Annotated in this window: 19 protein-coding genes; 11 read left to right on the top strand and 8 right to left on the bottom strand. The window is 46.1% G+C overall.

Features of this window, described 5'->3' with window-relative positions; translation table 11 throughout:
• Positions 1-54 precede the first annotated feature (54 nt).
• Positions 55-831, bottom strand: a complete 777-nt coding sequence (locus tag EBI00_RS05775; protein WP_123094985.1) for a ferredoxin--NADP reductase — start codon at positions 829-831, stop codon at positions 55-57.
• A gap of 345 nt (positions 832-1,176) precedes the next feature.
• On the opposite strand from EBI00_RS05775, the gene msrA reads away from it, so the two are divergent.
• Together msrA and nfsA are read left to right on the top strand one after the other, a co-directional pair.
• Positions 1,177-1,794, top strand: coding sequence for a peptide-methionine (S)-S-oxide reductase MsrA (gene msrA, locus EBI00_RS05770; protein ID WP_123094984.1), 618 nt, complete (start codon positions 1,177-1,179; stop codon positions 1,792-1,794).
• A gap of 47 nt (positions 1,795-1,841) precedes the next feature.
• Positions 1,842-2,579, top strand: coding sequence for an oxygen-insensitive NADPH nitroreductase (gene nfsA, locus EBI00_RS05765; RefSeq protein WP_123094983.1), 738 nt, complete (start codon positions 1,842-1,844; stop codon positions 2,577-2,579).
• Here nfsA and EBI00_RS05760 read toward each other — a convergent pair whose 3' ends face one another.
• Together EBI00_RS05760 and EBI00_RS05755 are read right to left on the bottom strand one after the other, a co-directional pair.
• Positions 2,580-3,812 (bottom strand): NAD(P)/FAD-dependent oxidoreductase, encoded by a 1,233-nt coding sequence (locus tag EBI00_RS05760; protein WP_123094982.1) that lies wholly within the window; start codon positions 3,810-3,812, stop codon positions 2,580-2,582. It abuts the gene before it with no gap.
• Positions 3,813-3,829: 17 nt separating this feature from the next.
• Entirely contained in the window at positions 3,830-4,948 is a 1,119-nt protein-coding gene (locus tag EBI00_RS05755; RefSeq protein ID WP_123094981.1) for an AI-2E family transporter, read from the bottom strand.
• 393 nt (positions 4,949-5,341) lie between these two features.
• On the opposite strand from EBI00_RS05755, the gene EBI00_RS05750 reads away from it, so the two are divergent.
• Positions 5,342-7,213: a methyl-accepting chemotaxis protein gene (locus tag EBI00_RS05750; protein WP_123094980.1), complete on the top strand. Its 1,872-nt coding sequence runs from the start codon at positions 5,342-5,344 to the stop codon at positions 7,211-7,213.
• 129 nt (positions 7,214-7,342) lie between these two features.
• Here the strand turns inward: EBI00_RS05750 and modF are convergent, their stop codons facing one another.
• Both modF and ilvC read right to left on the bottom strand, forming a co-directional pair.
• Entirely contained in the window at positions 7,343-8,776 is a 1,434-nt protein-coding gene (modF, locus tag EBI00_RS05745; protein ID WP_123094979.1) for a molybdate ABC transporter ATP-binding protein ModF, read from the bottom strand.
• Between the two features lie 89 nt (positions 8,777-8,865).
• A complete protein-coding gene (gene ilvC / locus EBI00_RS05740; protein ID WP_123094978.1) occupies positions 8,866-10,338 on the bottom strand; it encodes a ketol-acid reductoisomerase in 1,473 nt (490 codons plus the stop codon).
• Positions 10,339-10,559: 221 nt separating this feature from the next.
• Here ilvC and ilvY point away from each other — a divergent pair, with 221 nt between their 5' ends.
• Positions 10,560-11,450 carry an HTH-type transcriptional activator IlvY gene (gene ilvY / locus EBI00_RS05735; RefSeq protein WP_123094977.1) on the top strand — a complete coding sequence of 297 codons (891 nt, stop codon included), beginning with the start codon at positions 10,560-10,562 and terminating at the stop codon, positions 11,448-11,450.
• Positions 11,451-11,568: 118 nt separating this feature from the next.
• Here the strand turns inward: ilvY and EBI00_RS05730 are convergent, their stop codons facing one another.
• Complete coding sequence (locus tag EBI00_RS05730; RefSeq protein ID WP_123094976.1) at positions 11,569-12,639, bottom strand: Fe(3+) ABC transporter substrate-binding protein; 1,071 nt, start codon at positions 12,637-12,639, stop codon at positions 11,569-11,571.
• Between the two features lie 259 nt (positions 12,640-12,898).
• Between EBI00_RS05730 and EBI00_RS05725 the strand changes: the two genes are divergently transcribed.
• The gene (locus EBI00_RS05725) at positions 12,899-14,092 is read left to right on the top strand and encodes a sugar transporter (protein ID WP_241556961.1); all 1,194 of its coding nucleotides are present in this window, start codon (positions 12,899-12,901) and stop codon (positions 14,090-14,092) included.
• Positions 14,093-14,181: 89 nt separating this feature from the next.
• On the top strand, positions 14,182-16,662 hold the full coding sequence (locus EBI00_RS05720) for a glycogen/starch/alpha-glucan phosphorylase (RefSeq protein WP_123094974.1): 2,481 nt from the start codon (positions 14,182-14,184) through the stop codon (positions 16,660-16,662).
• A 64-nt stretch (positions 16,663-16,726) separates the two neighbouring features.
• On the opposite strand, the gene EBI00_RS05715 is transcribed toward EBI00_RS05720, so the two are convergent.
• Positions 16,727-17,872, bottom strand: coding sequence for an alpha-hydroxy acid oxidase (locus tag EBI00_RS05715; RefSeq protein ID WP_123094973.1), 1,146 nt, complete (start codon positions 17,870-17,872; stop codon positions 16,727-16,729).
• A 173-nt stretch (positions 17,873-18,045) separates the two neighbouring features.
• Between EBI00_RS05715 and EBI00_RS05710 the strand changes: the two genes are divergently transcribed.
• From EBI00_RS05710 to EBI00_RS05700, 3 genes are all read left to right on the top strand, one after another.
• Positions 18,046-18,945, top strand: coding sequence for a LysR family transcriptional regulator (locus tag EBI00_RS05710; RefSeq protein ID WP_123094972.1), 900 nt, complete (start codon positions 18,046-18,048; stop codon positions 18,943-18,945).
• An 83-nt stretch (positions 18,946-19,028) separates the two neighbouring features.
• Positions 19,029-19,265, top strand: coding sequence for a hypothetical protein (locus EBI00_RS05705; RefSeq protein WP_123094971.1), 237 nt, complete (start codon positions 19,029-19,031; stop codon positions 19,263-19,265).
• 154 nt (positions 19,266-19,419) lie between these two features.
• Complete coding sequence (locus tag EBI00_RS05700; RefSeq protein WP_123094970.1) at positions 19,420-20,490, top strand: zinc-binding metallopeptidase family protein; 1,071 nt, start codon at positions 19,420-19,422, stop codon at positions 20,488-20,490.
• A 41-nt stretch (positions 20,491-20,531) separates the two neighbouring features.
• Here EBI00_RS05700 and EBI00_RS05695 read toward each other — a convergent pair whose 3' ends face one another.
• Positions 20,532-22,367, bottom strand: a complete 1,836-nt coding sequence (locus EBI00_RS05695) for an ABC transporter ATP-binding protein (protein WP_123094969.1) — start codon at positions 22,365-22,367, stop codon at positions 20,532-20,534.
• Between the two features lie 293 nt (positions 22,368-22,660).
• On the opposite strand from EBI00_RS05695, the gene EBI00_RS05690 reads away from it, so the two are divergent.
• Complete coding sequence (locus EBI00_RS05690; RefSeq protein WP_241556960.1) at positions 22,661-23,116, top strand: transporter substrate-binding domain-containing protein; 456 nt, start codon at positions 22,661-22,663, stop codon at positions 23,114-23,116.
• A gap of 171 nt (positions 23,117-23,287) precedes the next feature.
• A complete protein-coding gene (locus EBI00_RS05685; RefSeq protein WP_241556959.1) occupies positions 23,288-23,749 on the top strand; it encodes an ABC transporter permease subunit in 462 nt (153 codons plus the stop codon).
• Positions 23,750-23,912: the final 163 nt, after the last annotated feature.

The raw sequence follows: 23,912 nt of genomic DNA, 5'->3' as shown, positions 1-23,912 counted from the left end.
GTCGTCTTGTTTATCAGTAACCTGTTAGTGCGCGTAATAAGACCAGTTGCCATTTTAATGCTCGACAAACGCTCGTTCGATCACATAGTCCCCTGGTACACCAATTTTGGGCGATTCTTTAAAGCCCAACTCATCTAGTAGGGCAGACGTGTCTTTGAGCATACTCGGACTCCCACAAATCATGGCTCTGTCGCTGATCGGATTAAGTTGCGGTAGGCCAATATCTTGCGCCAACTTTCCGCTACGAATCAAGTCGGTCAGACGCCCTTGATTGCGAAAAGGCTCACGGGTGACCGTTGGATAATAAATCAATTTATCACGTACTTGCTCGCCGAAGAATTCATTATCTGGTAATTCATTTTCGATGAAATCCGCGTAGGCCAATTCATTGACGTGGCGAACGCCATGAATCAAGACAATCTTTTCGTATTCATCGTAGGCATCAAAATCTTGGATGACACTCAAGAAGGGCGCTAAACCGGTACCCGTTGACAACAAATATAAGTGCTTTCCTGGAAGTAAATCTCGTGTCACTAAGGTGCCAGTCGGTTTGCGGCTTACCAATACGTCGTCACCCACTTTAAGATGCTGTAACCGTGATGTTAGTGGCCCATTAGGCACTTTGATGCTAAAAAATTCCAGGTGCTCTTCGTAGTTTGGGCTTGCAATGCTGTAGGCGCGCATCAAGGGGCGCGTTTCTGTTTCTAACCCTATCATCACAAACTGACCATTTTCAAAGCGCAAGCTAGGATTACGTGTGGTTTTAAAGCTAAATAAACTGTCGTTCCAGTGATGGACACTCAAAACTCGTTCAGTAACAAATGCGCTCATGTCTACTCCGTTTAAATATTTGATCAAGATAATCAATTAGTACGTATGCTATAGGACTTTCTTATATTTATTTAATTGATTATCTAGATGTCTTTAATATGCTCAGCATATATAGACCTACGTTCATGCCGTCGAAAAGATGCCTCAGTCTGACATTGAAATGCACAAACAATGGGGGATTAACTAGGAAGAACACAGTATTCGCCACTTTACACATACTCGCACACACGCTCTCGCTCTAGAATGAATCGTAAGAAGAAAATACATCGTAAGAAAAACAGGGCCTAATACGTCAAACCCATGACAGCATTGGTCATCCCCTTTTATGATCTGAGGATTTTTTATATGACAAGAAGATCGAATCTGGGCAACGCCTTAGGGCTAGCTCTTTTAACCGCCACAGCGACACTGAGCAATATGACATACGCAGCACCACAAACGATGATGGTGGCTGGTGGCTGTTTCTGGTGTGTGGAATCTGACTTTGAGTCAATTAAAGGCGTCAGCGATGTGGTTTCTGGTTACTCTGGAGGTCACACTAAAAATCCAACCTATCGACAAGTATCCGCAGGAAACACCGGGCACTTTGAAGTCGCCGTCATCTACTTTGATGATGACATCGTTTCCCTAAAAGCATTAGCAGACTATTACTGGAAAACCATTGACCCAACCGATGATACAGGTCAATTCTGTGATAAAGGTGCCCCCTACAAAACCGCAATGTTTTACCAAACTGATCAGCAAAAAGCGGTTTTTGAAGCCTCTCTTGCTAGAGTTGAAAAAACCAAGCCTTTTAAAGAAAACATAGTGACACCAATTCTTCCCGCAAAAACCTTTTATCCTGCCGAGGAATATCATCAGAGCTACTACACAAAGAATCCGATTCGCTATGCTTATTATCGAGCCAGTTGTGGACGAGACAGCCGAATCGAGAGTTTATGGGGCGAGGTTGTTAGTCACTAATACGCACGTATAAATCAAATCATTTTACTTTTTAAAAGACGCTCATTATGAACCCAATTCTTCAAGCTCAGTTAAATCATAAATCTATTCGTCAATACACAGACAAAACTATTGATGAAGTATTACTCAAGCAACTTATCCAATGTGCTCAAGGGGCCGCTTCTTCTAGTTTTATTCAGGCTTACTCTCTTGTACAGGTCTCTAATAAAGAAAATCGTCAGAAGATCGCCACACTGGCGGGCGGTCAAAAATGGGTGGAATCAGCCGCGGAATTTTTCGTTATTTGTGCAGATCTAACTCGTGTGGAATATTGTAGCCTTGCACAAGGGTTGGGGGAATTAGAGGGCAATACTGAACACTTTATTGCGGCCACAACAGACGCGACGTTTTTTGCACAAAATCTAATGCTGGGTGCAGAGTCTGTTGGTCTTGGTGCCGTCTTTATTGGTGGTATTCGTAATGATCCCGCACAAGTGGCTGAGCTATTGAACTTGCCTAACCAAGTATACCCTGTGTTCGGTCTTTGCCTTGGTTACCCAGATGCGCAACCGGATCTTAAACCACGTCTACCTGTCGATGTTATTCTTCATAAGGACAGTTACGACAGCGGCCGCTGCGCAGAAAATGTAAAATCTTATGACGCTCAAATGCAGGCTTACTATCAGAGCCGTGGCGATAATCAAAAGAACAGTAATTGGTCAGAACAAACAGCGACAGCTGTACAAAAAAAGAAGCGCGAGCACATGCTCGGCTTCTTGCAACAGCGTGGCTTTTTGAAGTGCTAATTAAAAACGCTTGGCGGGGGAAAGCGCCTCTAGCATTGGGGAATTTTCACCGTCCATAGCTTGTATTAATAAGGCAGACGTCGTGGGGCCAAGGGTGAAACCTTGGTGACCATGACCAAAATGCCACCAAAGACCTTTATGGTTGGGTGCTTCACCGACCAGTGGCAGCATATCGGGTAAACATGGCCTAGTGCCCAACCATTGTGGCTCCTCCACTTGTTTACCAAGATCCATTAGCTCGTTCAGGGCTTTTTCGCCTCGTTTCAGCTGACGGGTGTCTATTGGCGCATCCATAGGTACGAGAGCCGCTCCTGTTGTCACTCGAAGTCCTTGTTTCATAGGAGCAGCAAGCACGCCGTTAGCCACATCTAAAAACGGCTTTTTCGGCATCTTACTTGGAGAGAAATGTCCATGATATCCACGCTTATAGACCATAGGTATGTGATAACCAAAACGCTTTAATACCGCCGGAGACCAAGGCCCAAGTGCCACGACCACTTGTTCTGCGTCAAGCTGTCCTTCGTCGGTCATCACCTGCCAACCCGTCGCACTGCGCTGCAGTGTGTTGGCGTCCCCTTTGAGGCATTTCCCGCCTCGCGCCACAAATAAGTCACAATAGGCTTGCGTTAATTCGCCTGGCGAGGAGCAACCCCAACTCTGATTAAAATGCACCACCCCCGCTGGGGTTGTGTTTAAAGCAGGCTCTTCTTGTTGATAAAGCTTTCCTTCTAAAGCGCGTGAAGTGACACCATATTCTTTTAAAAGAAACTCGGCTTTTCGAGCCGCTTTATCAAATTCTTTTTCTTCTCGGTGCAACATCACCAAGCCATCTCGTCGAATCAAATCTTCCGATCCAGACGCTAGAATTAAGCCTTCATGATCCGCAGTAGAACGAAAGGTTAACTGAGAATAAAGCTTAGAAATCTGCGCATGTTTTGCTGCCGAGGAATGACGAAAATAAGACCACAAGGCGGGCGCCATTTTCAACGCACCATCAAACTGCCATGTCACGTCGTTGCTTATCTCAAGGGCATATTTAAACAGCGTTGCCAGCTCTCTAGGCAACGCATAAGGTTCAGCGGCCTCAACTTGAATCATGCCAGCATTACCATAACTGGTTTCCAACCCCGCCTCTTTTCGGTCTACGATCGTCACCTGATGGCCTCGAGCTTGCAGCGCTAAAGCACTGCTTACTCCCACCATACCCGCGCCTAACACGACAAAATCCGCCATATCCCTACCTCATTATCTTAATTATCGGTATCTCTTTTTCCGTCTTCATGAATCTCATCTAGATCAAGAGGGCTCGATGCCACCTCTTTTGGCTCTTCTTCTGCGAATTCACGAATAAAAATCCCCCAGAAGGCCATAAACAAGGCGGCAACTAAGGGCCCCATAACAAAACCATTAATACCAAACATAGCAATACCGCCTAATGTAGACAAAAGCACCAAATAATCCGGTAACTTCGTATCACGCCCAACAAGGATTGGTCGTAAGATGTTATCCGCAAGACCAATCACCAAAACCCCATAAGCGGTTAATATCATCGCCGGTACAAAGTCACCCACAGCGGTAAGATACACAGCAACAGGAACCCATACTATGGCGGCTCCGACAGCAGGTAACAAAGAAACAATCGCCATTACCACGCCCCACAATAGAGCGCCTGTAATACCTAAAGCCCAGAAGATAATCCCCCCCAGCGCCCCCTGAATAATAGCTATGAGCAAGTTGCCTTTTACGGTCGCTCGAGTAACCTCGGCAAATTTAGCAAACAGCAAACGCTCTCGTTCATCCCCCAATGGCAAAGCTTTGATCATCAAATCAACCAGCTTGCTGCCATCTCGAATCAAGAAAAAGGCCAAATAGATCATCAACGCCAAGCTAAGAAAAAATTCAAAGGTATTTTGCCCAACACCAAGCGCCTGTTTGGCGAGGAACTGGCTGCCACCCAAAAAGGCACTGACAGCACGATCTCTTAATTCACCAAAGTTAATATCAAACTGAGCCAGAAACGTTTGTATTGCAGGAAAAGACCGATTTATTTGGTCAATGTATTCTCCAGGGCGAATTTGACCATCTTGAATCTTTTGATAGATTCCCATCCCTTCTGTGATCAGTGCCGCTCCCAGCACAAGCACAGGGATAATAACAATGACCATACAAATGAGTAAGGTAATTAACGCATTGATATTGGGCTTGTTACCAAGTTGACGAGTCAGCCTTTGTTGCACGGGAAAGAAAATAAGCGCTACGGCCACAGCCCAAAAGATTGGGCCAAAAAACGGTTTCATCAGTAATATAAAGGCAAACGACACCCCCACCAGCATGGCAAGAAAAGTTCGTGTTTCCAGTTTTGCGTACATAATTTAACACCCTAGAGAATGAGCGAATACAAACAGGTAGGTATTGTGACTGAAAGGAGTGTAGTAATACCAGTTGAATACAAAGACATTCACTCAATTTAATGCATAGCGCAACAGTCGACTGAAGAGAGCCTGGCATTAATTGATCTAACGCCTCCTTCTGCCGCTAAGTTGGCTGCTTTTGGCGAAAAAGGAATGAAATTTGGTTTGATAGGTTCGTCTGAGTTGTCTAAACTTCTGAAACACTGAGTTAAAGAATCCTTCCTTCAATTTACTAATAAAATAAGATTATAAATTCTCGTAATTTCTTTATAAAATACTCGGAGTGCGGCCTAGTGTCACCAGTGTCGTTTCAGATGATTAAATCTTTATTCTGCATCATGGAGTTCCTTTATGCGCTTTAGCCAAAAAATCGTTGCAATGTCATCTCTCTTGCTGGCATTGACAGTCGGCTTATTAAGCGTACAGCAGCTCATAACTGTCCGTACCGAAGTCGAAACCATAGTAAAAAGCAGCCTTAAGGAAATGGTGGCAGGGGTAGGGAGTACCATTAGCGCAGAAATCAGCAACAAAAAAGCTCAAGCACAGACGATGACAGAGAGCATCTCTTTGAACCCAACGGATCGTGATTACGTTAAGCAGTTGCTTGAACAGCCTTCGATTAAGAAGAGCTTTCTTGCGGTAGGGCTGGGTTATGAATCTGATGCCGTCGTTGTTGAAAATGATGATGGTTGGGCACCTGATGCCAGTTATGATCCGCGAGTGCGTCCTTGGTATGTAGGCGCCAAGAGTGAGAAAAAGCAGATTGTGACAGCGCCTTATGTGGATGTGTCTACTAAACAAACCATTATATCCATTGGTAATCCTGTCTATGACAAACGCACGTTTGTTGGTGCTATGTTTTACGATTTAGAACTGGGCGGCTTGTCTGAACTTGTGAACTCCATTAACTTATTTGATGCGGGTTATGTGTTTTTAGTCACTGAGAAAGGGCAGGTGATTGCCCATCCAAACCCAGAAAGCAATGGTCAGTCAGTGTCTAACGTATTGCCGAATGTGAGTATCAAAGAAGGATTGCAGAATGTTCAAGTGGAAGGCGTTCAGAGCCTTGTAGGTATTGCAAGTGAAGCAAGTCAAGGCTGGTATGTGGTCGCGGTGGTTGATGAAAATAAGGCCTATTCTGCACTGTCGACATTGCGAAATAATGCGCTTATCTTTGGTGTGTTGGGCATTCTTATCAGCATCGTGGTGATGACTTTATTAATTCGAACTTTGCTGCGTCCATTAGATGATTTAAATGCAGCCATTCAAGATGTTGCGACAGGAGAGGGCGACTTAACCAAACGTATTGCAATGAGCAATACCCCTGAATTTGCAGAGTTAGCGCAAGGGTTTAATCAATTTTCTGAAAGCTTGCAGGGTCGCATTACCCATTTGAAACGGCTGGGTGAGGATGTCGCTGCCAGTGGCTCACAATCGCTCACCGGTTCACAACGATCTGCGCAGGCTATGCAGGAACAGCTCAAAGAACTCGAAATGCTAGTAACCGCCATTCATGAAATGGCATTAGCGTCCAACGAAGTAGCAGAAAACGCTCAAAAAGCCTCTGCCTCAGCAAATGAAGTAGACCGTATCACAATGGAAGGCTCGGTTGTGGTCAGTGAAACCGCGAAATCCATTGACGCTCTATCGAATCGCATTGACCAGGCAGTAGAACAGGTTAGAGGTTTAGAACATGCGACAAGCAATATAGAAACCATCTTGGCAGTCATAAATGAAATTGCAGACCAAACTAATTTATTGGCACTCAACGCGGCGATCGAAGCGGCGCGTGCCGGTGAATCGGGTCGAGGGTTTGCCGTAGTGGCGGATGAAGTTCGTACACTGGCGCAGCGTACCCAAGAATCAACCACTGAGATTCGAGGTATGATTGAGCAATTACAAAATGGTTCTGCAGCGGTCTCTAATGCAATGACTGAGAGTCGTAATACTGCCGTCCAAGCAGTAGAGAATGCGAAACTTGCTGATTCGGCATTAATTCGTATCCGTGAGTCGATTGAGCAGATTAGTGGTATGAACGCGCAAATAGCGTCAGCGGCACAACAGCAAAGTCATGTGGCGGAAGAAATCAATCAAAATGCGGTGAAGATTAAAACCCTGTCGACCTCGGTAGTGGATCTTGCTCAAGAGTCCAGCCAAGCGATGGCAACACAGAAGTCCCATACGGAAGCGCAAAAATCGATTTTGGATCACTTCAAAGTATAAGCACACTGGACAATTGTATAGCAGAAAAAGCCAACTCATTGAGTTGGCTTTTTTATATCAGAAAAAAATTATATCAGAAGAAAGATACTTAGCTTACCGGAGAAGTAAGCAGTAAATGTCAGGTCAGTGCTATTTCTTCAACCCCAAGTAGTTCTCTATGCCTTTGATCTTATCTTCTGCGTGGTGGTTGACGTAGAGCACGGTGGTTTCTTTGCCCTCACAGATTTTTTCGATGAGGGCGAGGACGAGCTGGCGGTTCATGTCGTCGAGGCCGAGGCAGGGTTCGTCTAGAATCAAGAGTGGTGGGTGTTTCACCATGGCGCGGGCAATGAGCAGTAGGCGCTGGTCGCCATAGGATAGTTTGTTAAAGGGTTGGTCGGCGCGGTCTGTCATGCCGAGCAGTGCAAGCCATTGGTCGGCGATTTTCTTCTGGTTATCGGAGGATTTGGTGTACATGCCGATGCTGTCGTAGAAGCCAGAAATAATCACGTTTTTGCAACTGGTGCTGACGCGGTATTCCCATTGCAAGGATGTGGAAACATAGCCAATAAATTGTTTGATCTGCCAGATGCTTTCGCCGTTACCACGCTGGAATCCGAAGACGAAAATATCGTTGGTGTAGCATTGCGGGTGATCGCCAGTGATCAAAGACAAGACGCAGGTTTTGCCGCTGCCATTGGGGCCACTGAGTTGCCAGTGCTGGCCGCGTTCAATGGTCCAATCGAGTTTGTCTACTATGATTGTATCGCCGTATTTGATGGTGGCTTGGTTGAGTGTCACCAGTGGCTGTCTTGGGTCGAGTGCGGGCAGTGTATTGGCTGGGTCGGCCTCTGGGATGTCTAGATCTGTGGTTTTCAAATGCAGTAATTGGTACAGCTCGTTGAAGGCGTTTTCATCGCTTTTGTCTACCGTCAGTGCTAAACGTCCATGATCAACATACGCAATATGAGTAATAAAGTCAGGCATTTCATCGAAGCGGTTTAGCACCATGACCATGGGGGTGGTGTCTATGATGGAAGCAAGGTGAGCTTGCAGCATGGCAAGGGTGTCGACGTCTAAACCATCAAAGGGTTCGTCTAATATCAGCAAGTCAGGCTTGTTCGCCAACGCGCGAATTAACATGACTTTGCGGGTTTCGCCGGTAGAGAGTTTGCGAAAGGCGCGATCCAACAGTGGATAAATACCGAACTTTTCCACTAATTCCTGTGCAAGATCTGGATCGGCGCAATAATCAAAGATCATTTCCCGTACTGGCGTGCCAAGGGAAATCACGTCCATGATGTCGGCGTCGTCTTTTTTCAGTTCTTTAGCAATCAGCCCCGCTTGGGCCTCAAAGGATACTAATCCCACGTTTTTAGGAAGGCAAGTGACGGTACCGCGTTCAATATCGCCAACACCGGCTAATACAGCGGCTAAAGCCGACTTCCCAGCACCATTGGTGCCAGTAATCACCCAATGCTGGTTGGGTTCAATGGTCCAATCAATCTCGCTTAGGGTAAAGCGATCATCAAAGTTCACCGTTACTTTTTCGAAGAGAATATTGTCTAAGCGGAGGCTGTCCATGGTATTTCCTAATGTTTTGTTTAGAACCAGTGGAGACAAAAAAGCCGAGTTTTGACGCTCGGCTTTTTGTATTTAATTTCTAGAAGAAATTAAACGATTTTTTTCATGTCCGCCATGTGACCACGTAGCACTGTGCCAACGGCCTCAACAGGGTGAGAGCGAAGCGCTGCGTTCACTTCGATCAAGCGCTTGTTGTCTACGCCATTGTCTTCTACAGAAAGTCCTTTACCGATTACGTCAGTTTTGATGTCTTTCATGAAGTCAGCCAATAGTGGTACACACGCGTGGTTGTATAGGTAGCAACCGTACTCCGCGGTATCAGAAATGGTCGCGTTCATTTCGTACAATTTCTTACGAGCGATGGTGTTCGCGATCAATGGTGTTTCGTGTAGCGACTCGTAGTAAGCCGATTCTGCAACAATGCCCGCTGCTGTCATGGTTTCGAAAGCAAGCTCAACGCCCGCTTTCACCATGGCCACCATCAAGATACCGTTGTCGAAGAATTCTTGTTCAGAAATTTCTACATTGCCAGCCGGTGTTTTTTCGAAATTGGTTTCGGCTGTCTCTGCACGCCATGTGTGAAGTTTCACATCGTCGTTTGCCCAATCTTCCATCATGCCAGAAGAAAAGTTGCCGTTGATGATGTCATCTTGGTGCTTGTTGTACAAAGGACGCATGATCACCTTTAGCTCTTCAGAAAGATCGAACGCTTTGATCTTGGCTGGGTTAGAAAGACGATCTAGCATGTTGGTCACGCCGCCGTATTTCAACGCTTCTGTGATGGTTTCCCAACCGAATTGGATCAACTTAGAGGCGTAACCTGGGTCGATGCCTTCTTCAACCATTTTGTCGAAGCAAAGGATAGAACCCGTTTGTAACATACCACAAAGGATAGTTTGCTCACCCATAAGGTCAGATTTTACTTCCGCAATGAAAGAAGACATCAAAACGCCTGCTTTGTGACCGCCCGTGCCCACAGCGTAAGCTTTTGCTAGCGCAAGACCTTCGCCTTTAGGATCGTTGTCTTCGTGAACCGCGATCAATGTTGGAACACCGAAACCACGAACGTATTCTGCGCGAACTTCAGAACCTGGGCACTTAGGCGCCACCATGATGACAGTCAAATCTTCACGGATTTTCATGCCTTCTTCTACGATGTTGAAACCGTGAGAGTAAGACAAGCAAGCGCCTTCTTTCATCAAAGGCATTACGGCTGTAACAACAGGCGTGTGTTGCTTATCAGGTGTTAGGTTTAAAACCACGTCTGCGGTTGGGATCAACTCTTCATAAGTGCCAACAACAAAACCGTTTTCCGTAGCGTTTTTCCAAGATTGACGTTTCTGAGCAATGGCTTCTGGACGCAACGCGTAAGACACGTCAAGACCAGAATCACGTAGGTTCAAGCCTTGGTTAAGACCTTGTGCACCACAACCGATAACCACCATTTTTTTGCCTTTCAACGCTTCTACGCCGTCTGCAAATTCAGAGCTGTTCATGAAACGACATTTTGCTAGTTCTGCTAGTTGTTCACGTAGCGGCAAGGTATTGAAGTAGTTAGCCATGTTACACATCCTATAAGATAAATTACGGTATCTGCGATAAAAACACGCCGATATTAAAAATGGATTACACAGTCGCCAAGCCATGTTTTTCATGACGTCCTGCGAGTAGGGCTAATGTATCCTAGGGCAATCTTTTCGTAAATTGATATATTCGCAATACAGTGTCCCATTTTTTGCAAACATGATTTAGAATCGAGCGGTAATAAAGATAAGGCCCCATCATGAATATAAAAACCTTAAAGCAATTTCTCGCCTTGGCGGAAACATTGAACTTCGGACGTGCCAGCGACGAATGCCATATCAGCATTTCCGCCCTGTCGCGTAACATTCGACAGTTAGAGGAAGAGCTTGGTGTTGCCTTGTTCAACCGCGACAATCGTACGGTTGCCTTGACTCAAGAAGGGCAGAAATTCTTAAAATACGCTCGAGATACCAGCCGTCAGTGGAACTTGATTCGTCATGAGTTAGCGGACAATTCCGACCAGCTCCGTGGTGAAATCAGTTTGTATGGCTCGGTTACGGCCAGTTACAGCTTTTTGTATGAATTATTGCGTCGATTTCGTGTGGCTTATCCTGGCATTGAAATCAAGCTGCGTACTGGTGACCCAGAACACGCTATTGCCCATATTCTTGATGGCAAAGAAGACATTACCATTGCTGCCAAACCCGCAAACTTGCCCCGTGGCGTGGCATTTAAACCCATGGCAGTATCACCCCTATTGTTTATTGCACCGATAGACCAGCAGGTGCCGAATGTGCCCAGTCATGTGCCAGAAAGCGTACAAGAATGGGCGAACATTCCGATGATTTTGTCAGAAAGCGGCGTGTCGAGAGCGCATGTGGATGACTGGTTTCGTCAGCGGGACATCACCCCACGTATCTACGCCCAGGTGACGGGTAACGAAGCTATCGTGAGCATGGTGAGTTTGGGATTTGGCATTGGCGTAGTGCCAAAGATAGTGTTAGACAACAGCCCTCTTAGGGAAAGGGTGCAAGTGTTGGACGTAAAACCGGAGCTAGCGCCTTATGACATTGGCCTATTTGCGCTAAATAAAAGTCTAAAAAACCCTATGGTAGAAGCATTTTGGAGCCTAATAGAAGAAAGCGTTTAGACGTTGAAAAGTTACCAGAAAAACGCACAGCAAAAAAATGCCTTTCTGTTCACATCGAAGCAGAAAGGCATTAAAAACGAGGTTTAATAAAACTAAGGCACCCTAGTCAGTGGAAAGCTTACTTCCAACCACCTTGGTCCATCAATTTAACGGCTAGGCGGTTGTTTTCACCCAACACACTCAAAGAAACATTGTCAGCTTTGAAATTACCAAATTTGGCTAAGCTCTTGGGTGGCGTAATGCCTTCCACAACCGCGTATTCGTTATTGACATCGGCGTACCATTTTTGACTTTCTTTGTTGGTTAAGAACTCAACAAGCTTAATCGCATTGTCTTTGTTTTTGGAAGATACTGTCATACCAATACCACTGACGTTAACGTGAGTACCGCGTTCGTTTTCACCTTGGTTAGGCCAAAACACCGATAACGCGTTGTACACATCACGGTCTTCTTGCTTGTCACTTTGACCTAAACGACCAAAGTAATAGGTGTTAGCAACCGCAATATCACAAACGCCCGCCGCCGCCGCTTTAATTTGGTCCGTATCACCGCCCGCTGGTGGACGTGCAAAGTTTGCTACTAGACCTTTGATCCATTCTAACGTTTTGGCCTCACCGTGGGCGTCTATCATAGAAGCCACCATAGACTGATTGTAAATGTTGCTAGAAGAGCGAATACAGATTTTGCCTTTCCATTTTGGGTCAGCAAGGTCTTCGTAGCTAGACAAGCTGGAAGCCGACACGGTATTTGGATTGTAGAAAATCACTCGCGCACGCTGAGACAAACCGTACCAGTAGCCATCACGGTCTTGTAAGTGGCTAGGCACCACTTCCTTTAATTGTTTGGTTTCAAACGGTTGCAATACGCCTGCATCTTTTGCACGGTATAAGCGACCAGCGTCTACAGAGATGAATAAGTCAGCAGGGCTAGCGGTGCCTTCAGACTGAAGACGGCTCAATAGGGCATCGGCGCTGCCAGTGACCAAGTTTACTTTAACGTCATATTCTTTTGAGAAAGTGTCTAATAGGGGCGCGATTAACGCTTCAGAGCGAGCAGAATAGATGTTCACTTCGCCTGCTGCCTGAGCAGAGACGCTGGCAATAGACAGCAAAGAAGTACCCACCACGGCGCAAACCGTGGATGTTTTACGAACAGAAGAAACGAATGTTTTTTTCGCAGAGTGCGTCATTATTTTTCCCTTTCTAGATGATTAATTGGCTAAGCGACTCATTTATGTAAATGAATCTGATTTGTAATAACAACTATGAAGGATTGTAATGACTCTCCAACAATTTTACAAACACTAATGTAAACAATTCCTGTTTAGATTTTGTCTTGCAAAAATGCATATTTCTCCTAACTTGCCGCTTCACTTCTTGGCCAATAAATGAACAATAGCGCAGCTTACTCAATCAAGACTTTTTAACCCGCAGGCCCCTATGATCACTATGGCTTCTTTAGAAGACAACGTTTCCCGTCGCACCCAATATATACGAGTGTTTTTGCTTGGACTCAGTGCGTTTATTTTTAATACCACAGAGTTTGTTCCTGTGGGTTTGTTGTCTGATATCGCAGACAGCTTTGCTGTATCACCCGCACAGGTAGGGTGGATGTTGACCGTGTATGCTTGGATCGTGGCGCTTATGTCGCTTCCCATGATGTTAATTACCCGAAAAATAGAGCGCAAAAAATTACTACTTTGCCTGTTTGTATTATTTGTTATTAGCCATGTGCTCTCGGTGGTTGCTTGGAATTTTACGATACTTTTAGTAAGCCGGATTGGCATCGCGTTTGCTCATGCTATTTTCTGGTCGATTACGGCCTCTATCGCGATTCGAGTGGCGCCACAAGGAAAGCAAACCTTTGCGCTCAGTGTGCTGGCCACGGGAACTGGCTTGGCCATGGTGCTTGGCGTGCCGGCGGGTCGTATCATAGGTCAATGGTTGGATTGGCGAGCGACCTTCGCGATTATCGCTTTAGTGGCCGTGATTATTATGGTGGCCATGTATCGGTTGTTACCTAGTTTGCCCAGTTTGTTTTCTGGATCGCTGAAAAAAGTTCCTGAAGTACTGGGGAATAAAGTGCTTATCGCCATGTACTTTTTTATCTTTGTCACCTTCTCTGCGCATTATTCAGCCTACAGTTATATAGAGCCTTTTTTGAAAAACATTGGCTCGGCCACAGAACAATTTACCACGCTGATTCTCTTGTTATTTGGTGTGGCTGGTATCGCAGGCAGTGTGATATTTAGCTATTTTGGAGATAAATTTAATACACCCTTATTACTCAGCAGTGTCTTATTGGCCTCGATTGGAATGGGGGCCTTATACTTTGTCGCCGCCACGCCGAGTTGGCTAATAGTGTGTGTGTTATTCTGGGGCGCTTCCATCATGATCATAGGTTTGAGCATGCAGATTCGCGTGTTAAAAATCGATAACACGGCGGCTGACATCATAATGTCTTTGTATTCTGGCATCATTAACTTGGGAATTGGCGCTGGTGCCTTGATAGGTGGGCAGATGTTACATAGAGTAGGCTTAGCCAGCGTAGGCTTTACTGGCGCTGTGCTGGGCTTAGTCGCGATTGTCGTACTGGTGCTACTATTAAAGCGAACGGCTCACGCGCACTCGCTTTCTCAATAGATGGTCAGCGCGGTGCGAACTCACCTAGTATAAAGGCTGTAAGCGAATCTCTAACGCATGTTCAACCACCAACAAGAAGGTGACAGGTTATGTCTAAAAAGTCGAGTTTGCTCTCCGATGGTATGGTAAATCGTACCGTTTCTGAACAAAACATTAAAGAAAGCATTTTGCATCACCTGCGCTATTCCTTAGTACACCTCCCAGAACAAGCGACCCCAAGAGACTGGTGGTTGGCTCTGTCATTGGCGATTCGCGATCGCATTACAGACGACATGTCTGACACCCAAATAGTACACAACCGCGATAATGTAAGACGGGTTTACTACCTCTCAATGGAATACCTGATGGGTCGCATGTTGATTAACAACGCCCACAACATTGGGGTCTACGATGACGCTAAGCAGGCGATTGAAGAGTTAGGATTAGACTGGGAGCAAATCTGCGATGAAGAAATGGACATGGGATTGGGGAATGGGGGCTTAGGTCGATTGGCTGCGTGCTTTTTAGATTCCTTAGCCACTTTGGATTTACCCGCGATTGGTTACGGTATTTATTACGAATTTGGTTTGTTCAAACAAGAATTTCAACAGGGAAAACAAGTAGAGCACCCAGATACCTGGCTGAAATACGGCACCCCATGGGACATTATTCGTCCAGAATACTCTCAAACGATTCAGTATTACGGCCGAGTCGAAACCGTCTTTGACAGTGCTGGTAATGCGCGTCCTGTTTGGGTTGATACCCGCAGTGTGATGGGCGTGCCTTTTGACATTCCGGTGGCGGGCTATGACACTAAAACGGTGAACTTCTTGCGCTTATGGTCGTCCCACTCTACTGAAGACTTTGATTTGGAAGAGTTTAACAAGGGCGATTATGTGGAAGCAGTGCGGTCTAAAGCCATGGGCGAGACCATTTCTAAAGTGCTGTACCCTAATGACCAAAATGCCAATGGCAAAGAATTACGACTCGTGCAGCAGTACTTTTTTGTTGCGTGCTCTTTAGCGGATATTTTACGCCGTTTCGAAAAAATGAACTCGAATTGGACATCACTTCCAGAAAAAGCCACCATTCAGCTTAACGATACTCACCCAGCCATTGCCATCGCGGAACTGACGCGCATCCTGCTAGACGACAAACACCTAGACTGGGACACCACCTGGGATATCGTCACACGAACCTTTGCTTATACAAACCACACCCTGTTGCCGGAAGCACTAGAAAAATGGAGTGTGGGACTATTTGAAAAAGTGTTACCGCGACATTTACAGCTGATCTATGAAATCAACCACCGCTTTATGGGCGAAGTTGCCCAACATTGGCCGGGTCGTAATGATATCCTTCAAGCCTTGTCGATCATCGAAGAGGGTGATCACAAGATGATCCGCATGGCGCATTTGGCGGTGATAGGCAGTCACACCGTCAACGGTGTTGCCGCGCTGCATTCTCAATTGTTGAAAACAGACCTATTCCCACACTTTGATCAGTTCTATCCGGGCAAATTTACCAACAAGACCAACGGCATCACCCCTCGTCGTTGGCTGCTTAATTGCAATCCAGGACTGGTCGATCTTTTTAAACAATACGGCATTAACAGTGAATGGCCGAAACACCTTGAGCACCTGCGTAAGCTGGAAAACTTCCTTGATGATACAGTCTTTTTAGACGCCTTTATGGCCGTGAAGCATCAAAACAAGGTACAACTAGCTGCCATTATCCAAAAAGAGTGCGGTATCGAGGTCGATCCTTCCGCCTTGTTTGATGTGCAAATTAAACGCCTGCATGAATACAAGCGTCAGCACCTCACCCTGTTAAATATTTTGACCTTATATCGTCGCGTATTGAATAATCCTGACATGAACATGGTGCCAAGAGTGTTTATTTTTGGCGCGAAAGCCGCGCCGGGTTACGCATTGGCGAAAAATATCATTTATGCCATCAATGCAGTGGCAGAAGTCATTAACAACGACCCTCGCACACAGGGTAAATTAAAAGTGGCTTTCTTGCCAAATTACCGAGTGTCCTTGGCGTCACATATTATTCCCGCGGCGGATTTGTCTGAACAGATTTCAACGGCAGGCAAAGAAGCGTCTGGAACTGGCAACATGAAGCTGGCGTTAAATGGTGCTTTAACCATAGGCACAATGGATGGTGCAAACGTAGAAATTCTTGAAGAGGTCGGGCCAGACAACATCTTTATCTTTGGTCTAAACGTCGATCAGGTTCAAGACTTAGACCGAAGCGGATACAACCCACACCATTATTACCATCAAGACAGCGAATTAAAAGCCGCGCTAGACTGGCTTTGCTCAGGGCATTTCTCGCCACATAACTCACATGCCTTTGATGACATCCGCTACAGCCTGCTCGATGGCGGTGACCCATATAAGGTAATGGCCGACTATCGCGCTTACATGGATTGCCAACAACGGGTGTCAGACGCTTACCAAGACAGACCACGCTGGGCACGCATGGCGGTCATCAACACAGCGCGCATGGGGAAATTCTCATCGGATCGCACCATCCAAGAATACGCCGACGAGATATGGAAATTGCCCGCGCATTCGGTGTAACTCAATCATACCGATTACTGAAGCGCTTTTGATTTAATGCCCCTATGTAATGAGGGGCATTAGGTCACCGAAACCGCAGGTTGTCTCTATTGAGCTGGTCAATAGAGGTTTTGCCCATGAGTTTCATGTCGCGTTCGAGTTCGGCTTTCATTAAGCCTAGGGCGCGTTCGACGCCAGGTTGTCCTGCGGCCGCGAGTGGGTATAAGTACATGCGGCCGATGCCGACGGCTTTGGCGCCGAGCGATAAGGCTTTGAGTACGTGGGTGCCGCGCTGTACGCCGCTGTCGAAGATAACGTCGATTTCATCGCCCACTTCATCAACGATTTCCGCCAGTTGATCAAACGAGCTGCGAGAGCCATCAAGCTGACGTCCGCCATGGTTAGAAATAATAATGCCAGTACAGCCAATTTCCACTGCTTTACGAGCATCTTCTCGGCTCATGACGCCTTTCAAACAAAACTGACCATCCCAGAATTTTACCATTTCTGCCACGTCATCCCAGTTCATCGACGGGTCGAGCATGTTGGTAAAATAGTCGCCAATCGAGGTTGCACCATTGCCCATGTCGACGTGTTCTTCTAATTGCGGTAAGCGAAATTTTTCGTGGGTGACGTAGTTAATGCCCCACATGGGTTTCATAATAAATTGCAATATGCCACTCAAATTAAGACGAAACGGGATAGAGAATCCAGTTCGAAGATCTCGTTCGCGGTTACCGCCAGTGATGGAGTCCACGGTTAACATCATCACTTGTATGCCAGAGTCTTTGGCACGTTGCATCATGGCACGATTCAGTGCGCGATCTTTATGAAAGTAAAACTGATATACCTGAGGCGTGGTAGTTTGCTTGGCAATTTCTTCCATGCTCACGGTGCCAAGGGAGGACACCCCAAACATAGTGCCGTATTTCTCCGCCGCGCCAGCAACGGCTCTTTCGCCATCATGGTGGAATAAGCGTTGTAGTGCTGTGGGTGAGCAATAGATGGGTAACGCCAGCTTTTGTCCCATAACGGTCACAGACAAGTCTACGTCTTTCACGCCAGTGAGCACATTGGGCACTAGGTCGCAGGTTTCAAACGCCGCGGTATTACGGCGATAGGTTGTCTCGTCGTCAGCGCCACCATCAATGTAATTAAAAATCGGGCCTGGCAGGCGTTTCTTCGCCAAGGTGCGAAAGTCTTGGAAATTGTGACAATCTTTGAGACGCATAGCTTTACCTCGTTCTCTGGGGGAATAGAGTTAACTGTTTTTATTGTTAAGATTGGCTCCTTTTAAGGTGCCACTATAAACGTACACTATAGTCTTAGTTTCATTTGCAATAAATACGACATAAACTAATAAACTCTTTCTTAAAACAACCTAATAAAATAGGAATCAACTCATTGAACGCCGCCGATTTAACGCTTTTCGTGAACGTTGCCGATGCTGGCTCTTTTAACAAAGCTGCGCGGTACGTGGGTATGTCGACGCCTGCGTTGAGCAAAAAGATCAGCAAACTCGAGCAAGATCTAGGAGTACAGTTGATTCACCGTACCACAAGACGCTTGAGTTTGACTGAAGCGGGAGAGAGTTTGTATGTCCACGCTAAAAACATAGAAGGCCAAGTCAGCGACGCCATTGCGTCTGTCTCGGCGTTTAGTCAGGGCCTGACGGGCAATATCAAGCTATCAGTGCCGACGATATCGGGCGAGCTCTTATTGGCAGAGGCGATTGCAGAGTTCTGTCACAAGTACCCAAACATCACCATAGACATGCGGCTAGAAAATGACTTTGTGGATCTTGTGGCAGAAGGCCTAGATCTTGCTATCCGCACCGGCAAGCTGGAAGACTCCAGCCTCATTGCCAAACCCTTGATCGAGTCTAACTGGATCGTCTGTTGCTCGCCAAGTTACCTAGAGCGTCATGGTGAGGTCAGGAATCTAGCCGCATTGAAAGACCATAATTGCCTGGCTTATACCTACCAGGCCCAAGGTTCTTTTGATTGGCGTTTTACTCGAAATGGCGTGGAAGAAAGTGTGCGCATTAGCGGCAGCTTTGCCACTAACAATGCTCAAGCGTTACGCAAGGCTGCTTTGGCAGGGTTTGGCATTGTGTACGTGCCACGCTGTAGTGTGTATGAAGATTTACAGGAAGGTAAACTCATTGCGATTTTAACCGATTATCAGCCACGTCGACTTGGCGTGTATGCCATTTACCCTTTTACCAAATATTTGCCTGAAAAATTAAGGCGGCTAATAGAACACCTAAAACAAGCTTATCAACTCAAGAAAGATTATTTTTAGCTAAGCCATACTGAAAATAGGCTTTTCATTTGGTGGTTTTGTCCCTAATCTTACCTCTTTTACTAGCTTTATTAGGAGCTTCTATGTCAGGTCAAGGTTCCGGTGGCAACGTGCTTGCAGCTATTTGCAGCGTGTTTGTTCCAGGTTTAGGGCAATTAGTCCAAGGGCGTATTTTTATGGCCTTTTTCTTTTTTCTAAGTACCGCTGTCAGTTATGCACTCGGAGCGACGGTTATTCTGTTTTTCATGTGGCTGGTGGGGGCGGTATTTCATCTTTGGGCGATTATTGATGCTGCACGATTCACGCGTTTTCCACTGTAATAACGCTGGCGATGGGCACACTAGCATCGCTTAGCGTGCCATCAAATGGACAATATTTGTCTAGGTAAGCCGGCATGTATACCCTATGATCCTTACACTACCTCTAGGTGAAATTGCTTAGCCCGTCTGCGCTCGTTTTAAGGGAAGAAATGCCATGAAAATTTTTAGCTGTCAGGAATGTCACCAAGTCGTCATGTTTGAGAATACGCATTGTGAACAATGTTCGTCTTTGTTGGGATTCCTGCCAGACCAGTTAGTGATCAGTGCATTAACCCCTGTTGATGGCGCTTGGCAAGCTTTGGCAGATACGTCGGCGACACCGAAACGTTGGTACTACTGCGAAAACCACCAACATCAAGTCTGTAACTGGATGGTGGAAGAAGGCGGCAGTGCGTTTTGTATTGCCTGTGATTTAAATCGTCACATTCCAAACTTAGCTAAAATTGAAGAGCGTCAAGCGTGGCAAGAATTAGAATTTGCCAAACACAGACTAGTCTATTCTCTATTGCGCCTTGGTTTGCCTATTATAAGCAAAAGCCAAGCGCCAGAAGAGGGCTTGTCGTTTGACTTTATTTCTGAAAACAACGTGGTACCAGAAGACGTTAGTGCCATGACAGGTCATGCCTCAGGTCAGGTCACCATCAATGCTGCTGAAGGCAACTCGGCCGACCGTGAGCAAATGCGCGAAGACATGAACGAGTCTTACCGCACGGTTATTGGCCACTTTCGCCATGAAATTGGTCATTATTACTGGGAAGTGATTGTGGCCGAAGACGAACAGCTGCTAGAAGAATGTCGGGCGATTTTTGGCGACGATCGTGAAAGTTATGCCGAGGCATTAGAGGCCCACTACAACACCCCTAATCCAGAATGGCAAGCCGAGTTTATTAGTGCTTATGCCTCATCACATCCATGGGAAGATTGGGCGGAAACCTGGGCGCACTACTTGCACATTATTGATACCTTAGAAATGGCCAGCGACCTAGGTTTAAGCTTGCAGCCAACGGGAACCAATCAACAAAGCTTGGCTGTTATGGTCAACATTGACCCTTACCATCACGACAACTTCGATGACATTTTGGCCCAGTACGTGCCCTTGACCTTTGCGGTGAATAACCTGAACCGAGGTATGGGACAACCGGATTTGTATCCTTTTATTCTGGTGCCAGCGGTGCGCAACAAGTTAAACTTTGTGCACAAACTGCTGCAAAAGCAGGTTCGCTAAGCCTGTGGCATGCTGACACACAAAAAAATAAACCGCATAGGTTATTGATAACCCTGAGCCTGCAAGGTAAATAAATGCGCGTATTGTCCTTGTAGAGCCAAGAGTGATTCGTGAGTACCACGCTCTTTGATTTGCCCATGTTCCATAACGATGATTTCGTGGGCGAGTCGAACGGTGGAAAAGCGGTGAGAAATCAGAATCGCCATCTTGGCCTTGGTATGTTCTTGAAAATGCTGAAAGATATTGGCTTCTGCTTGTGCATCCATGGCCGCTGTCGGTTCATCTAGCACTAAAATATCGGCGTCTTTGCGCATGAAAGCCCGAGCTAAGGCGATTTTTTGCCATTGCCCGCCAGACAATTCTTGCCCACCTTTAAACCATCGACCAAGCTGAGTTTGGTAGCCTTGTTCTAGCTCGTCAATAAAGTCGGTAGCCTTGCCAAGCTCAGCGGCTTTTTTCCAGCCGCTTTCATCGTTGAATCTGTCGTTATCGCCTGCACCAATGTTTTCGCCGACAATAAATTGATAACGCACAAAGTCTTGGAAAATAACCCCAACACGTTTTAATAGGGTGGCTTCATCCCATTCGAGCAAATCCAATCCGTCCAGCAAAATCCGCCCTTGTGTTGGATTATAAAGGCGCGTCAGCAACTTGATTAGCGTGGTTTTACCTGAGCCATTTTGTCCTACAATCGCAAGGCTATGGCCAGGACGAATGTGGAGATTGATATTAGCTAGGGCAGGACGTTCACTGCCTGGATATTGGAAAGAGACATCTTCAAAACGAATGCCATCGTTGGGGGTGGGTCCCGCTAATAAACCTGATGTTGAAAGCGGCGTCTCTTGTTCTAGATATTCATAAAGATTGGATAAATACAAATTATCTTCGTACATGCCACTAATGGCGGTAAGTGATGCGGATACCGAGCTTTGACCCTGTTTGAATAAGAGCAAATACATGGTCATTTGACCCAAGGTGATCGCGCCAGTAATAGTGTCGCTTATAATCCAGCCATAGGCGCCATAAAATACCAGTGTGCTTATCACACCGAGTGCGAATCCCCAGCTTTCGCGGCGTAAAATCAGCCTCTTACTTTCTTTGAATAGCTTGATGAATATTTCGGTGTAGCGCTGCAAAAAACGGTCACCCAGTTGGTAGAGGCGCACCTCTTTAATGTTGTCTTCCCGAGCCAACAAGGTTTCTAAATAGTTTTGCTGACGGACTTCGGGGGAACGCCAACGGAACATCAAAAAAGCATCACCAGAAAACTTGGCTTCAGCAATAAAAGATGGCAGTGCGCCACACACCAAAAGCACCAGCGCCCAAGGGGAAAAGTGCCATAACAAGACCGCAAAGCTGGACAAGGTGATCGCGTTCTGCAACAAGGCAAAGGTTTTATTGACCAGTGCTAATGGTCGGCTGGAAGCCTCGCGTCGAGCACGAACCAGCTTGTCGTAGAATTCAGAATCTTCAAAATGAGACAAGGTGAGATTTTGGGCTTTTTCTAAGATCAATAAGTTCACTTTTTGCCCCAACAAGCCTTGCAAAATGGCTTGCTGTGCGGTTAAAGCACGCTGCGCGGCGGCAATCACCAAGACTAAAATGCCTTCGAGTAACACATAGTTGAGGGCGACTTGATAATGCAAAACTTGATCTTGTTTGTAACTTTCCATTGCCGCCACGACGGCATCCACGATCAACTGTCCCACATACGCCATGGCCGCGGGCGTGACACCGGCCACTAGGGTCGCTAATGCCAAACCAATCGTGAGCGCGGGCGAGGTTTTCCACACTAAGTCAATGGCACGACGGCTATAACGAAAGACCCCCAACATGTTTTTATCGACGATATTATTAGAGGAAGCAGTCGGTTTCATGAAAAGTCCAAAGTGTCAGAGAATTGTCAGAGGGTCAAAGCAACAGTGTCGCAAGTATAAATCATTCAGTCAGAGTTTTACCCATTAAAAAAACCATCCCTTAGTGCCCGATAAGATGATTTCTCGGGTTTTGATCGTTTGACTATAGTGAAAGCCAATAAAATCGACACAGGCTGTGTTGTCGTGACAGATGAGAGATAGTTGATATCCTCTCTGACCTAAAGGACAGGGATTCCTACTGCTAGCGCTTGATGTCCCAAGCGGAGAATATTGTTTGCGCTGTTGATACCACTATGACGATCACGCCAGAGTGTAACCTGAAAGTGAACTTCACAGATCCTTATATCGTTGTGGGGCAAACCATTCTTTTGAATCCGAAATTAGAAGGCAAAGTCACCAACTACCGAGACTTAAACGATTCTAAATACACCATAGCGACGAAACTGGGAGCAACGTCAGATTTCGCCGTCAAACGTTATATGAGTCAGGCCAAGCTGAACTTGTTTGAAACAGAATCAGAAGGCGTATTGGAAGTGATCAACGGTAATGCCGATGCGTTCGTTTATGATTTGCCTTACAACGCCATCTACGCCTCTCAGAATGAAGGCAAAATAGTGCATTTAGATGAGTCCTTTACTTATGAGCCACTGGGCTTTGCGATTCGTAAAGGCGACCCAGACTTTATGAATTTCTTGAATAATTACCTCGCGCAAATTAAAGGTGACGGCACTTACGACAAGATTTACTAAAAATGGTTTGAGAGCACGTCTTGGATTAACAACATTCAGTAAGACAACAGTGGCGCCGTAAAGCGCCACTTTTTATACGTTTTTTTTATGCGTTTTTTGAGTTAAAACACGGTCTGGAACCTTTCATTAATGGAAAAACAATCTCATCTGCTTTTATGGAAAGCAGTCTTCGTGCTAATCCTTGTCGGGCTGGGTTTTGGTATTTATGCGGCCAGTAAAAGCATTGACTACACCTGGCGATGGGAGCGTATCCCCCAGTATATAATCAACACTGAAGCCACAACGGTCAGAGCGCCTTTTGACGGCACAGCGACACTTGAGAAAGGCAATCAGCTGGTGGTGACGTCGGATTACGGTGATGATCCTCTCATCCTCAACAAGTTTGATACCTTGCTGGTCAGTAACGGTGATTTGGTGTTCGAAGGCGACCCGCTGGTCGAAATAGAAAATTGGAATATTGGCCCACTGACATGGGGCCTAGTGATGACGCTGCAATTGTCTGTGGTGTCGTTAGTGTTTGCCGTGGTCATTGGCTTGTTTGCAGGTTTGGCTCGATTGTCTAGCAATCCTGCGCTGCGATATTTATCGATCACTTACATCGAGCTCATTGGTGGCACGCCATTATTAGTTTAGATTTTTATCCTTTACTTTTTTATTGGCACCTTGTTTGATCTAGATCGTTTTACCGCTGGGGTAGCGGCTTTTCTTTACATCTGACAACCCACGCTTACAGCGTTTTCTTGGTCAGTGTATTCAATAGGTGATCTGATCGTCGAGACCTTGCGTATGAATGTCA

Origin of the sequence: Marinomonas hwangdonensis, from assembly GCF_003721245.1 — a bacterium.
In the GTDB taxonomy this organism is placed as follows: domain Bacteria; phylum Pseudomonadota; class Gammaproteobacteria; order Pseudomonadales; family Marinomonadaceae; genus Marinomonas; species Marinomonas hwangdonensis.
The sequence above is the reverse complement of the archived record's forward strand: the minus strand, read 5'-3'. Positions and strand labels throughout refer to the sequence as shown.

Bases quoted from the DNA above. Each gene is read 5' to 3' on its own strand.
- EBI00_RS05720 (WP_123094974.1), top strand. From the start codon at position 14,182: ATGTCTAAAAAGTCGAGTTTGCTCTCCGATGGTATGGTAAATCGTACC.
- nfsA (WP_123094983.1), top strand. From the start codon at position 1,842: ATGAACCCAATTCTTCAAGCTCAGTTAAATCATAAATCTATTCGTCAA.
- modF (WP_123094979.1), bottom strand. From the start codon at position 8,776: ATGGACAGCCTCCGCTTAGACAATATTCTCTTCGAAAAAGTAACGGTG.
- EBI00_RS05730 (WP_123094976.1), bottom strand. From the start codon at position 12,639: ATGACGCACTCTGCGAAAAAAACATTCGTTTCTTCTGTTCGTAAAACA.
- ilvY (WP_123094977.1), top strand. From the start codon at position 10,560: ATGAATATAAAAACCTTAAAGCAATTTCTCGCCTTGGCGGAAACATTG.
- EBI00_RS05705 (WP_123094971.1), top strand. From the start codon at position 19,029: ATGTCAGGTCAAGGTTCCGGTGGCAACGTGCTTGCAGCTATTTGCAGC.
- EBI00_RS05725 (WP_241556961.1), top strand. From the start codon at position 12,899: ATGGCTTCTTTAGAAGACAACGTTTCCCGTCGCACCCAATATATACGA.
- msrA (WP_123094984.1), top strand. From the start codon at position 1,177: ATGACAAGAAGATCGAATCTGGGCAACGCCTTAGGGCTAGCTCTTTTA.
- EBI00_RS05700 (WP_123094970.1), top strand. From the start codon at position 19,420: ATGAAAATTTTTAGCTGTCAGGAATGTCACCAAGTCGTCATGTTTGAG.
- ilvC (WP_123094978.1), bottom strand. From the start codon at position 10,338: ATGGCTAACTACTTCAATACCTTGCCGCTACGTGAACAACTAGCAGAA.
- EBI00_RS05775 (WP_123094985.1), bottom strand. From the start codon at position 831: ATGAGCGCATTTGTTACTGAACGAGTTTTGAGTGTCCATCACTGGAAC.
- EBI00_RS05760 (WP_123094982.1), bottom strand. From the start codon at position 3,812: ATGGCGGATTTTGTCGTGTTAGGCGCGGGTATGGTGGGAGTAAGCAGT.
- EBI00_RS05715 (WP_123094973.1), bottom strand. From the start codon at position 17,872: ATGCGTCTCAAAGATTGTCACAATTTCCAAGACTTTCGCACCTTGGCG.
- EBI00_RS05695 (WP_123094969.1), bottom strand. From the start codon at position 22,367: ATGAAACCGACTGCTTCCTCTAATAATATCGTCGATAAAAACATGTTG.
- EBI00_RS05755 (WP_123094981.1), bottom strand. From the start codon at position 4,948: ATGTACGCAAAACTGGAAACACGAACTTTTCTTGCCATGCTGGTGGGG.
- EBI00_RS05750 (WP_123094980.1), top strand. From the start codon at position 5,342: ATGCGCTTTAGCCAAAAAATCGTTGCAATGTCATCTCTCTTGCTGGCA.
- EBI00_RS05690 (WP_241556960.1), top strand. From the start codon at position 22,661: ATGACGATCACGCCAGAGTGTAACCTGAAAGTGAACTTCACAGATCCT.